We start from the raw sequence: 12626 nt of genomic DNA, 5'->3' as shown, positions 1-12626 counted from the left end.
TACATCAACAACTCACTAGAAAAACCTAAAACAAAACTCGATTGCCAGGGCGGCAAATACAAGGTGCCGATTCAGCAAAGCACGCACTTTAGCAGCACTTTGTGCCGTCTCAAAGCACTTTTTCAGGGCAAAACCAACATACTTTTCAGCAACTTGACAGACATCTGACGAAATCGGCACCGGCCTGGTGCAAGCCAGGTAACGGCGCCGATTTCATCGTCTCATGGCGTGGTTGCGGATCAGTTGTAGATCAGGTTCGGCAGCCACAGCGACAGGCCCGGCCAGTAGGTCACCAGCGCCAGGAAACCGAGCATGGTCAGCAGCCACGGCATGACCGCAATGGTCAGTTCGGTGATGCCCATCTTGGTAATGCCCGAGGCCACGTACAGGTTCAGCCCCACCGGCGGATGGCACATCCCCACTTCCATGTTGACCACGATGAGGATGCCGAAGTGCACCGGATCGATGCCCAGCTTCATCGCCACCGGGAACAGGATCGGTGCCAGGATCAGCACGATGGACGAAGGCTCCATCACGTTACCGGCCAGCAGCAGCAGGATGTTGACCACCAGCAGGAAGGTGATCGGTCCCAGTCCCGAATCGGTGATCCATGCCGCCATCGTCTGCGGAATGTTTTCACTGGTCACCAGGAAGGAGAACAGCACCGCATTGGTGATGATGTAGAGCAGCATGGCCGACATCGACGCCGAATCCAGCAGCACCTTGGGCACCTGCTTCAGGCTCAGGTCCTTGTAGACGAAGACCGCGATGAAGAAGGCGTACACCGCCGCCATGGCCGCTGCTTCCGTAGGCGTGAAGACACCGGTGTAGATGCCGCCCATGACGATGACGATCAGGAACAGGCCCCAGCCGCTCTTGCGGAAGGCTGCAGCGCGCTCGGCCCAGGTCGCCTTCTTCAGACGCGGATAATTGTTCTTGCGCGCCAGGAACCAGGTGGTCAGCCCCAGCAGGAAGGCCAGCAGCAAGCCCGGTACCACGCCCGCCATGAACAGTTTGCCCACCGAGGTATTGGTGGAGACCGAATACATCACCATCACGATGGAAGGCGGGATCAGGATGCCCAATGCGCCGGAGGTCGTGATCACGCCTGCACCGAAACGATTCGGGAAACCCTGCTTGACCATCGCCGGCAGGATGATGGACCCGATCGCCACCACGGTCGCGGGCGACGACCCCGACACCGCTGCGAACAGCGCGCAGGCCAGCACCCCGGCCAGCGCCAGGCCGCCATGCCAGTGGCCGACCATGGAGGTGGCGAAGTTGATCATGCGCCGCGCCACACCGCCGTGGGTGAGGAAATTGCCAGCGAGGATGAAGAACGGGATGGCCATGATCTCGAACTTCTCGATGCCCGTGAACAGCTTCAGCGCCACCGACTGGATCGGCACTTCGGTCATCGTGAACAGGAAAGTCAGGACCGTCAGGCCGAGCGAGATCGAGATGGGCATCCCGGTCAGCATCAGCCCGAACAGCAAGACGAAAATGATCAGTGCATTCATGCTTTACCTCCGCTGGTTTCTTCGTCCAGACCTTCCACGTGGGCATGGTCATGCTTGGGCAATTCGCCGGTCCGATAAAAATTCCACGCGACCTGGAGGAAACGGAAGCACATCAGGTACGACCCCAGCGGCACGGCCAGGTAGACGATCCACATCGGCAATTCCAGCACTTCAGAAGTACTGTCGTGCTGCGCGATGTCGTAGACGAACTCGGCACCGAAGGTCCCGACGATGCCGGTAAAGAGCGCGCCGGCAAACAGACCGAAGAGCACGAACTTGTTGCGCCACGGGGTGTTCATGCGGTTGATGAGCACATCGACGCCGACGTGGATGCCGGTGCGCACGCCATAAGCGGCGCCGAACTTGGCCATCCACACGAACATGAAGATGCACAGCTCCTGGGCCCAGCTCATGTTGATCTGGATGAGCTGGTCCTGCAGCCAGGGAATATCCAGGCCCGAGGCGTAGCGGTGTACCACCGCCACGAAAATGATGAAGGTGGCCGCGGCCATGAGGAACGCGATCAGCCACTCTTCCAGGTGGTCGAGTAACTTCATGAAGTCTCCTTGCGCCAGCAGGCCGATACCACAGCGGTATCAGCCCATGACATTGCTTGTTCGGATTGTTCTTCTCTGCAATGCGCCCGCTTCATTGCGAAGGCGGGCGCCCGTTGGAGCCAACGGATTTACTTCTGGCCCAGCGCGGCCGATTCCTTGTTGACGGCGTCGATCAGGTCCTTGCCGATGCGGCTGGCCATCTGCTGCTGTACCGGCAGCAGCGCCTTGCGCCACTCCGCTTTCTGCGCGTCGGTCAGACGGTAGACGGTGGTCTTGCCGGTCTTTTCGACGGCGGCCAGAGCAGCATCGTTTTCCTGCTGGGCGATGGCATTGGCGTACTTGGTCGCATCCTTCATGGCGCCTTCGAGCTGGGTGCGCACGTCGGAGGGCAGGCCGTCCCAGAACTTCTTGTTGACGATCACCGCATAGCCGAGGTAGCCGTGATTGGAGACGGTGACGTGCTTCTGCACTTCATGCATCTTCTGGGTGTACAGGTTCGAGGGCGGGTTCTCGGTGCCATCGACCACGCCGGTCTGCAGCGCCTGGTAGACCTCGGAGAAGGCCAGCACCTGCGGGTTGGCACCCAGTGCGCGCATCTGGGCATCAAGCACCTTGGAGGACTGGATGCGCATCTTCAGGCCACGGAAGTCCGAGGGCTGATGCAGCGGCTTGTTGGCCGACATCACCTTGAAACCGTTGTCCCAATAGGCCAGGCCGGTGATGCCCTTGGGCTCCAGCTTCTTGAACAGATCCTTGCCGATCGGACCTTCGGTCACGCGGTACAGCACGTCCTTGCTGGGGAAAATGTAAGGCAGGTCGAAGACTTCGAACTCCTTCACGCCCAGCGGCCCGAACTTGGCCAGCGACGGCGCCAGCATCTGCACGGCCCCCAGTTGCAGGGCTTCCAGTTCTTCCTTGTCCTTGTACAGGGTGCTGTTGGGATAGACCTCGACCTTCACGCGGCCCTTGGTGGCTTTCTCGGCCAGTTCCTTGAAACGCTCGGCCGCCTTGCCTTTGGGCGTGTCGTTGGCCACCACGTGACTGAACTTGATGATGATGGGCTGTTGCGCGAAGGCGCTGGCCACCAGGCCGGCATTGACGACAGTCGCCGCAGCCAGCGCAAAGACGATGGACTTCAGTTTCATGCTTGTCTCCCCAATGAGATGGAAATGATTTAGTTAGTAATTTTTATGGACTAAGGCCGGTCTTGGCGGGGACCGGATTGTGCTGGCGAATTTTGCGCGGCCTCACCAAAACGGAGCAAGTGTGGTTAACCACAATGTCCCTGCCGCCCACTTCCCGCCGCGCAGGAAGCTGGCGCAAGCTTTTGGGCGCGGCTACACTGGCGGCGTCATGAAAACCGTCCCGCCGCCCCCCATCGCTCCCCAGCCCGATGCCGCCTCGCAGCTGCAGGCCTCCGGCCGCAAGACCACCATGCGCTGGCTGATCCCTTTCCTGCTGGTGTGCCTGTTCCTGGCCACGCTGATCTGGCTGCCGCGCCAGGCGCAGCAGATGGAAGCCAGCGAACGGCTGGAGCAACTGATCGCCGATTCGCTGTGGGTGGAACAGGCGATCCGCTTCCAGCTCAGCCGCGATGACGAGAGCATGCGCATCATCGGCCGCGAGATCAGCAACGGCCGCCTGCATCAGGATCATTTCCGCAGCCGCCTGAACGCCCTGCTGCGCAACAACCGCGAGTTCTATCGCGTGACCTGGTTCAACGCCGAAGGCCATCCGGTTGCTTCAACCGATGATCTTCCGATCAGCCGCAAGGACCTCTCGCAACCCTCGCTGATGACGGCTGACCGCGCGCGCCAGATGCGCCGTCCGCTCTACAGCCCGCCGGCCATCCCGCCCGGCATCGCCGAACCGATGCTGATGGACTATCACGTGCCGCTGTTCCATGACAATCACTACATCGGCAGCCTGGTGGCCAGCTATGCGGTGGCACGCATCCTCAACGAGATGGTGCCGTGGTGGTTCGCCCAGGACAATGAAATCTCGCTCACCGATACCGATGACAACGTGGTGGCGCGCCGCACCTCGGGCGGACCGGGCCTGAACGTCTACACCCATCGGCGTGAACTGGAGCTGCCGGGCTTGACGCTGGTGCTGCATACCAACAGCACCAAGAGCGCGCCCAAGCTGCTGCCCAACCTGCTGGTGGGTTCGGTGATCGTGCTCTCGCTGGGTCTGCTGTGGAGCCTGTGGGCGCTGTGGCGCGACATCAACCGCCGCACCAAGGCCGAGAAGGCCCTGCTCAACGAAGCCGTGTTCCGTGCCGCGATGGAAAATTCACTGGTCACCGGCATGCGCGCCCGCGACCTGCAGGGCCGCATCACCTACGTCAATCCGGCCTTCTGCAAGATGGTCGGCTTCGCGGCGGAAGAACTGGTCGGCAAGATCCCCCCCATGCCTTACTGGGCGCCGGAAGCGATGGATGAATACCAGGAGCGTTTCTCCAACGTGCTGGCCGGGCGCGCCACGCCGCAATTCGAGACCATCTTCCAGCGCCGCGACGGCGAGCGCTTCCCAGTGCTGATCTTCGAATCGCCGCTGGTGGACCAGGATGGCAAGCAGACCGGCTGGATGGGTTCCATCCTCGACATTTCCGAACGCAAGCGCGCCGAAGACCTCAACCGCACCCAGGAAGAAAAGCTGCAGGCCAGCGCCCGCCTGGCCAGCATGGGCGAGATCGCCTCGACCCTGGCGCACGAGCTGAACCAGCCGCTGGCGGCCATCTCCAGCTATACCACCGGGGCGCTGAACATGATGCAGCAGGGCCAGGCCGATCCCAAGGCGCTGCAGCCGGCGCTGGAAAAGATCCACACCCAGGCCCAGCGCGCCGGCCACGTGATCCGCAGCGTGCACCAGTTCGTCAAGAAGCGCGAACCGGCGCGCCAGCGTCTGCAGATCCGACAGTTGGTGGACAACGTGGCCCCGCTCATCGAATTGCAGGCCCAGCAGTTCTTCGTGGTGCTGCAATGGCAGGTGCCCAAGTCGCTGCCGCCGGTGCTGGGCGATCAGGTATTGCTGGAGCAGGTGATCCTGAACCTGACCCGCAACGGCATCCAGGCCATGGCCGCCGTGCCCTCGGCGCGCCGCATCCTGCGCGTGACGGCCGAGCTGACCCGCAATGACGATGGTGCAGAATCGGTCACGGTCTCGGTGATCGACCAGGGGCACGGGATTGCCGAGGAAGTGGCGGCGCGCCTGTTTTCTCCCTTCTTCTCGACCAAGGCCGAGGGCATGGGCATGGGCTTGAACATCTGCCGCACCACCATCGAATTCCACGGCGGCACGCTCACTTACACCGATAACCCGGCAGGCGGTACAATCTTCCGGTTTTCGCTGCCCGCCCAAAGCGGGCAGCCACAATAACGAGACGCCCCTCCCACACTGGATTCCCGCCCCGCATACCGATGCTGCACATAGTCGACGACGAAGAAATCATCCGCGATTCGCTGACCTGGCTGGCGCGCTCGCGCAATATCGCCGCCATCGGCTATGAAAGCGGTGCCGCCGTGCTGGGCGCACTGGCCCATGCCAGCGGCATCGACGCCGAGGGCGAATGCCTGCTGCTGGACGTGCGCATGCCCGGCACCAGCGGCGTGGCGCTGTTCAATGAATTGAAAACCAAAGGCCTGTTGCACCGGCGTCCGGTGATCTTCCTCACCGGTCACGGCGATGTGCCGATGGCGGTGGACATGTTGAAGAACGGTGCCTTCGATTTCTTCGAAAAGCCCTTCAACGACAACCAGTTGATGGACCGCGTGCTGGAAGCGCTGGAAAGTTCGCGCGCCGGCGGTGCCGAGGATGCCGTACAGAGCCGCCTGGCGGCGCTGTCCGCGCGCGAGCGCGAAGTGCTGGACCTGATCCTGGCCGGCAAGATGAACAAGGTCATTGCCGATGAGCTGGGCATCAGCATGCGCACCGTGGAAGTCCATCGCGCCCACATCTTCGACAAGATGAACGTCAAGACTGCCGTCGAGCTGGCACGCCTGCTGAAGTAAGCACGTGGAGATCCTCAACCTCCTGCTGCCGGACTTCAGCCTCATTGCACTGGGCCTGCTGATCCATCGCATTTCCAACTGGGGCGAAGAATTCTGGGCCGGCATGGAGAAGCTGGTCTATTTCATCCTCTTCCCTGCGCTGCTGTTTTATTCGACGGCGCGCCTGAAGGTCGATCTCTCGGTCACCGGCGGCATGGTGCAGACGGGCGTTGCGGCGCTGCTGGTGGGCATCGCGCTGACCTGGCTGGGCAAACCCTTCCTGCGCGCCACGCCCATGACCTACGAGTCGGGCATGCAATGCGCCTTTCGCTTCAATTCCTATATCGCGCTGGCACTGGCCACCCGCATGGCGGGCGAAGAAGGCGCGGGCCTGATGGCCATCCTTCTTGGTTTTGGCGTGCCCCTGTGCAATATCGCGGCGGTCCATGCGCTGGCCGCAAAAAACAGCAACCTGCTGCGCGAGCTGGCCCGCAATCCTTTGCTGGTGGCGACTGCTGGCGGGTTGACGTTTTCTGCACTAGGGCTGCATTTGCCGGAAGTGGCCAGTGTGGTGCTCTCGCGGCTGGGCGCGGCTTCCATTGCGTTGGGCCTGCTGATGGTCGGGGCCGGACTGCGGCTGTCGGGCTTGAAAGAAAGCAAGCCGGTCGTGGCCTGGTTCATCGTCATCAAGCTGGTTGCGGTGCCGCTGGCCGCTTACCTGATCGGCATGCTGCTGCAGCTGCCACCGCTGCAGTGGCGCATCGTGGTGCTGTTCTGCAGCCTGCCCACCGCCTCCAGCGCCTACATCCTCGCCGCGCGCATGGGCGGCAACGGGCCCTTCACGGCCTTCCTCATTTCGTTCGGGACGCTGCTCTCGGCATTGAGCATTCCGGTCTGGCTGGCGCTGGTGCATTGATCCTGCCGCACCAGGCCAGCCCTGCTGTCTAGCGCACCGGCTGCACCACGATGCGGTGCTCGGTGACTTTCTCGATGGCTCCGCGTGAATAGAGCAGCGGGAAATACTCGCCCTTCAACCACTTGTCGGCCAGATCGCGATAGTGCGGGCTGTCGGGGTCGCCCGACTGGCCCGGCGCATTGACGGCCCAGGAATTGTTCCAGCGGCCTACGTCCACCACCACGCGGAAGGAGGGCCCGTTGGTCTGGCGAAAATCATTGACGCGATAGGTCGACTGATTGGGCGAATAGGCCCCGCCATGCTTGGGCATGGGTCCGACGTTGAGCTTCTTGCGGGTCGCCTCATCCACCACATCGGCCAGCGGATGCGCCATCAGGTTGTGGTGCAGCTTGCCCCATTGCCATTGCGACGGATCCGCGCCTTGCAGCTTGGCCAGTTCGGCCCAGGCAGCACCGAGGCTGGCGAGCAGCACCTGATCGCGCCGGGTGCGCGCCTGCGCAGCATCGGTGCCGAAGGCGGGTACCGGGTTTTCCAGCGTATCGAGCAGCACTGCCGTATCCGGCGCCCCCATCGCATCGGCAGCCGCCTTGGGCAGCACGGCTTCCTTGAAGGCCTTGCCCAGATGGCGCGAGAGCCAGACTTCGTACAGCGCCGGCTGCGCGGATTCGCTGCGTTCGACGTAATCCCACTGGCCCAGCATGGCCAGCGCAGCGCGGGTGTTGGCGTCATCGGAGGACAAGGGCTTGAGCAAGGCGGCCAGGCGGCGTGCGGGGATGGCCAGGTCATCGTTCTGCAGCCGCATGGAATCCTGCAGCGAGACCTTGGGCAGGCTGGCCAGCACTTCGCTGATGCGGGTAAAGCGCGAATTGTTGGTCCACTCGAATCCGAGCTTGCGCTCGCGGTAGGGATAATCGGCAGGAAGATTCATCTGGTTGGCCGAGGCAAACCAGCCCTGCGCCGGATTGTAGGACGAGGGCAGCTGGTCGCCGCGCCAGAAGCCGGACCATTCATATCGCCCGTCACCCGGCACCGGTAGCAGCCCGTCCCAGTTGGGACGCTTCGGTGCCAGCCCGCCCGGCACCCAGCCGATGTTGCCTTTGGTGTCGGCATACACCTGGTTCTCGGTCGGCGCGCCCCAGTTCAGCATGGATTGCTTGAAGTCCTTGAAATTGCGCGTGCGCATGTAGGCGATGCTGCCGAAGTAAGGCGACATGCCCGGCTCCAGCCAGCCCGACCGTACCGCGTAGGCCAGGTGTTTGGCCTGATCGACGTAGATCACCGGACCATGGCGCGTGAAACTCAGATCGGCCACGGCGGGTGCGCCGTTCTTGATGCGCACCGGTTCATGCAATACGCGCATCGATTCCCACTGCCCCTGATAGCGGTATTGCTGCGGATTGTCGGGATTGAGCTGGTAGACGTAGAGGTCTTCCTGGTCGATGTTGAAGATGGTCAACCCGAAGGCGATGCTGCCGTTGTGGCCGATGGAGATGCCCGGCAAGGCCGGTTCGCCGGCCCCGATCACGTTCATGTCCGGTGCGGTCAGGTGGGCGATGTAGCGCAGCGACGGGGCCGAATAGGCGCGATGCGGATCGTTGGCCATGATGGCGCGGCCGGTGGCCGATTTCGACGGGGCGATGACCCAGTTGTTGCTGCCCTCCATGGTCTCTTCCGGATTGACGGCCGGCTCGATGCGCACCAGCTGGGGGTCGCCTGCAGTGGTGGCGGCGTTCAGGCTCTCCCTGGTAATCCGCACGCCCTGCGTGGCCAGCGTGAAGACCTGCAGCAGGTCCTTGGGCAGGCAAGGGTCCAGGCCCTCGGGCATCCCGGCGGTCCAGGGCGGAGTCAGGCCGGAGCGGATTTCATCGGATTTCAGATCGGCCGCGCACGCCACCTTGGCGCGCGCCACTTCGCTTTGCAGGTTGCGCGTGAGGCCGTGGCTGCGGATGCGCACCACATCCTCTGCCTGCCACTTGGCCGGCAGATAGCCCAGCTGGCGGAATTCGTAAGGCAGTTTTTCCTGATGCAGGGAGACGTAATCGATATACGCATTGATGCCTTCCACGAACGCCTCCGCCACGCTTTCCGCACCGGGACCATAGGCGGCCCATTCACGCCGCATGTCGCCACGGTAGAGGAACAGCCGGGTCGCACGGTCCTGAGGCAGATAAGCGGGACCGAACACTTCGGAAAGCTGGCCCAGCCCGCGCCGACGCCACAGGTCGATCTGGAACAGGCGGTCACGCGCGGCATTGAAACCCTGCATGAAGAAGGCATCGCGCTCGCTGGCGGCATAGATGTGGGGCACGCCCCAGCGGTCGATGAGGATCTCGGCGCGTTGCTGCAGGCCGGGGATGGCGATCTTTTCGGTCGATGCGGGCTGGGCACTGGCCGCCAGCGGCAGGCTCGCAGCCAGCGCGCTGGCCAGCAGGACGGCACGATTCAGTCTGGGCATGGGGTGTCTCCTCCTTATTGGGAGGGGTCACTCTACTCCATCTGCTCCTGCGACTCCATGGACTCCATGACGGGCCAGCGCCCAGGCTACATGCTCGGCTACCAGCGCTGACGGATGATCCAGGCGCGCCCGCAAAGCCGCCACGATCTCCGCATCGCCACGGTGCGAGGGTGCATCGGCCGCATTGCCCAGCCCGACGGCCAGGTTGCGCAGCCAGCGTTCGTGGCCGATGCGGCGGATCGCGCTGCCTTCGGTGTTCTTCAGGAAGACCTCTTCACTCCAGCCGAACAGCTCGACCAGGCTCGCCCGGTCGAGGCCATGGCGCGGATCGAAGTCCGGCAGGCTGGCACGCTGGGCGAACTTGTTCCATGGGCAGTAAAGCTGGCAATCGTCGCAGCCATAGATACGGTTGCCGATCAGCGGGCGCAGGTCTTCGGGGATGCTGCCCTTGAGTTCGATGGTGAGATAGGAAATGCAGCGCCGCGCATCCAGTTCATAGGGGGCCACGATGGCCCCAGTCGGGCAGGCCGTGATGCAGGCGCTGCACTGGCCGCAGTGCGAGGTGACCGGTTCATCCACCGGCAGCGGCAGGTCGGTCAGCATCTCGCCCAGGAAGAACATCGAGCCGGCCTCCCGATGCAGCAGCAGCGTATGCTTGCCGCGCCAGCCCAATCCGGCCTTCTCGGCCAGGGCCACTTCCATGACCGGGGCCGAATCGGTGAAGACGCGGTAGCCGAAGGAACCGATGCGGCCCTCGATGCGGGTGGCCAGCTGCTGCAGGCGGGCGCGCAGGACCTTGTGGTAATCGCGGCCGCGTGCGTAGATCGAGACCTGGGCGGCCGCCGGATCGGCGCTGCGCGCCTCTTCGCGGGCACGCCAGTCAGGTTGCTCGGGCTGATCCGGATCGGCGGCGGGCGGCAGGTAGGGCATGCGCACGCTCACCACGCGCACCGTGCCCGGCACCAGTTCGGCCGGCCGTGCCCGTTTCAGGCCGTGGCTTGCCATATAATCCATCTCGCCGTGATAACCCTTGTCCAGCCAGGCCTGGAAGCCCGCCTCGCGGTGCGACAGGTCGACATCGGCGATGCGCACCTCGGCAAACCCCAGCTCCCGGCCCCAGGCCTTGATGGCGGCCGCCAGCGCCGCCAGGCCGGCGGGATCGGCGATGGCAGTGCTCCCGATCGGATCGGCGGGCGTGGGGTGAATGGACATGAGCGCTTGAACCTTCAGACTAGAACCTTGTAACGAACCATCCCGGATGACCCAGAACAGCATGAGCATGCAGCGACTCCACCTCCACCTGCCCGACGAAGCGGCCACCGCCCGCCTCGGGGCCGACCTGGCCCAGGTGCTGGCGCCGGGCCTGGCGATCTACCTGCACGGCGACCTCGGGGCCGGCAAGACCGCGCTCACGCGCGCCCTGCTGCACGCGGCGGGCTACCAGGGGCGGGTCAAGAGCCCGACCTACACGCTGGCGGAGCCTTATGAAGTTTCCTTCGCAGGCCGCATGGTAACAGTCATCCACTTCGATCTGTACCGCATGGCCAGCCCGGAAGAATTTCTCGATGCCGGTTTTCGTGAACATTTCAACGAAAACTCCGTCTGTATCGTCGAATGGCCTGAAAAGGGCGATCCGGTGTTGCCGCCACCGGACATACACGTCAACCTGTCGCTTGCAGGGGACGGTCGTGATGTAGAATTGCGTGCGTTGTCCGACAAGGGTCATCAATGCCTCGCTCGACTGAAATTCGCTCCCAACCTGTGAAGTCCAAAACCCGCCGCACCATCCTCAAAGCCGGCGGCGCCCTGTTCGTCTCCGTCGTCACTCCCCTGCCCGCTCTGGCTTCGCAGATCCTGGCCGTGCGTGTCTGGCCGTCCGAGGACTACACCCGCGTCACGCTGGAAAACGACAGCGACCTCAAGGTCACCCACTTCGTGGTCAAGAACCCGGAGCGCCTGGTGGTGGACATCGAGGGCATCGACCTCAACAGCACCCTGAAGGACCTGGTCGCCAAGATCCAGCCCAACGACCCCTACATCAAGCAGGTACGCGTGGGCCAGAACCGGCCCAGCGTGGTGCGCCTGGTGTTCGACCTGAAGGACGAGATCAAGCCGCAGGTCTTCACCCTGGCCCCGGTGGGCGAATACAAATACCGCTTCGTCATCGACCTGTACCCGGCCGCGCCGCCCGATCCGATCGCCGCCCTCATCCAGAAGGGCGAGTGGAACAAGGAAAGCCCGGCCACCCCGCCGCTGGCGCAGGCACCGACCGCACCGCCCAAACCCGATCCGGCCCCGCTGGCCGAGATCAAGCCGCAGCCGGAAGACAAGACCGAGCGCAACCCCAAGGTGGTGCCGGACGAGCCGCGCATGCAGCTGACCCGCATGATCACCATCGCGCTGGATCCCGGCCACGGTGGCGAAGACCCGGGTGCTACCGGCGCGCGCGGCAACCGCGAGAAGGACGTGGTGCTGTCCATCGCCAAGCGCCTCAAACGCAAGATCGAGCAATACCCCAACATGCGCGTCATGCTGACTCGCGACGCCGATTTCTTCGTGCCCCTGGGCCAGCGCGTGGTCAAGGCGCGCAAGGTGCAGGCCGACCTGTTCGTGTCGATCCATGCGGATGCCTTCGTGCAGCCGACGGCGCGCGGCTCTTCCGTGTTCGCCCTGTCGGAAAAGGGCGCCAGCTCCACCGCCGCACGCTGGCTGGCCAACAAGGAAAACTCGGCCGACCTGATCGGCGGGGTCAACATCAAGACCCATGACCGCCAGCTGGCCAGCGTACTGCTGGACCTGTCGACCACGGCGCAGATTAACGACAGCCTGCGCGTGGGCAATGCGGTGCTGAAGGAAATCGGCGGCATCAACAAGCTGCACAAGGGCGCGGTGGAACAGGCCGGCTTTGCCGTGCTGAAGGCACCGGACATTCCCAGCATCCTGATCGAGACCGCCTTCATCTCCAACCCGGAAGAAGAAGCCAAGCTCACCGACGAGCGCTATCAGGAGCAAATGGCCGATGCCATCCTCACCGGCATCCGCAACTACTTCGCCAAGAACCCGCCGCTGGCCAAGAACCGGCTGACCTGAAGTAGCGTTTCAGGCGGCAGACAACAAAAAACCCGGTCCTGCTCTGGCAGACCGGGTTTTTTGTCGGGTGCGGCGTCGGTGCACCGGGGACGCGGC

Annotated in this window: 10 protein-coding genes; 5 read left to right on the top strand and 5 right to left on the bottom strand. The window is 63.5% G+C overall.

The window, feature by feature from the left end; genetic code table 11:
• Positions 1-239 precede the first annotated feature (239 nt).
• From J2X56_RS25835 to J2X56_RS25825, 3 genes are all read right to left on the bottom strand, one after another.
• The gene (locus tag J2X56_RS25835; RefSeq protein WP_204727168.1) at positions 240-1520 is read right to left on the bottom strand and encodes a TRAP transporter large permease; all 1281 of its coding nucleotides are present in this window, start codon (positions 1518-1520) and stop codon (positions 240-242) included.
• Entirely contained in the window at positions 1517-2077 is a 561-nt protein-coding gene (locus J2X56_RS25830; RefSeq protein WP_121037603.1) for a TRAP transporter small permease, read from the bottom strand. The genes J2X56_RS25835 and J2X56_RS25830 overlap by 4 nt, the downstream gene beginning before the upstream one ends.
• Positions 2078-2205: 128 nt before the next feature.
• Positions 2206-3222: a TRAP transporter substrate-binding protein gene (locus J2X56_RS25825; RefSeq protein WP_121037606.1), complete on the bottom strand. Its 1017-nt coding sequence runs from the start codon at positions 3220-3222 to the stop codon at positions 2206-2208.
• A 208-nt stretch (positions 3223-3430) separates the two neighbouring features.
• On the opposite strand from J2X56_RS25825, the gene J2X56_RS25820 reads away from it, so the two are divergent.
• The 3 genes from J2X56_RS25820 to J2X56_RS25810 are packed head-to-tail and all read left to right on the top strand — an operon-like array spanning position 3431 to position 6985.
• Positions 3431-5458: a PAS domain S-box protein gene (locus J2X56_RS25820; RefSeq protein ID WP_039790098.1), complete on the top strand. Its 2028-nt coding sequence runs from the start codon at positions 3431-3433 to the stop codon at positions 5456-5458.
• Positions 5459-5499: 41 nt separating this feature from the next.
• Positions 5500-6090, top strand: a complete 591-nt coding sequence (locus J2X56_RS25815; RefSeq protein WP_034334304.1) for a response regulator transcription factor — start codon at positions 5500-5502, stop codon at positions 6088-6090.
• A gap of 4 nt (positions 6091-6094) precedes the next feature.
• The gene (locus J2X56_RS25810; RefSeq protein WP_034334306.1) at positions 6095-6985 is read left to right on the top strand and encodes an AEC family transporter; all 891 of its coding nucleotides are present in this window, start codon (positions 6095-6097) and stop codon (positions 6983-6985) included.
• 28 nt (positions 6986-7013) lie between these two features.
• Here the strand turns inward: J2X56_RS25810 and J2X56_RS25805 are convergent, their stop codons facing one another.
• Positions 7014-9440: a penicillin acylase family protein gene (locus tag J2X56_RS25805; protein WP_310163917.1), complete on the bottom strand. Its 2427-nt coding sequence runs from the start codon at positions 9438-9440 to the stop codon at positions 7014-7016.
• Positions 9441-9467: 27 nt separating this feature from the next.
• A complete protein-coding gene (gene queG / locus J2X56_RS25800) occupies positions 9468-10652 on the bottom strand; it encodes a tRNA epoxyqueuosine(34) reductase QueG (RefSeq protein WP_245202091.1) in 1185 nt (394 codons plus the stop codon).
• 67 nt (positions 10653-10719) lie between these two features.
• Between queG and tsaE the strand changes: the two genes are divergently transcribed.
• Together tsaE and J2X56_RS25790 are read left to right on the top strand one after the other, a co-directional pair.
• Positions 10720-11205, top strand: a complete 486-nt coding sequence (tsaE, locus tag J2X56_RS25795) for a tRNA (adenosine(37)-N6)-threonylcarbamoyltransferase complex ATPase subunit type 1 TsaE (RefSeq protein WP_039790104.1) — start codon at positions 10720-10722, stop codon at positions 11203-11205.
• On the top strand, positions 11169-12530 hold the full coding sequence (locus tag J2X56_RS25790; protein WP_121037614.1) for an N-acetylmuramoyl-L-alanine amidase: 1362 nt from the start codon (positions 11169-11171) through the stop codon (positions 12528-12530). The genes tsaE and J2X56_RS25790 overlap by 37 nt, the downstream gene beginning before the upstream one ends.
• Positions 12531-12626: the final 96 nt, after the last annotated feature.

This window comes from Herbaspirillum sp. 1173, from assembly GCF_031455335.1.
Classification (GTDB): domain Bacteria; phylum Pseudomonadota; class Gammaproteobacteria; order Burkholderiales; family Burkholderiaceae_D; genus Herbaspirillum; species Herbaspirillum huttiense.
The sequence above is the reverse complement of the archived record's forward strand: the minus strand, read 5'-3'. Positions and strand labels throughout refer to the sequence as shown.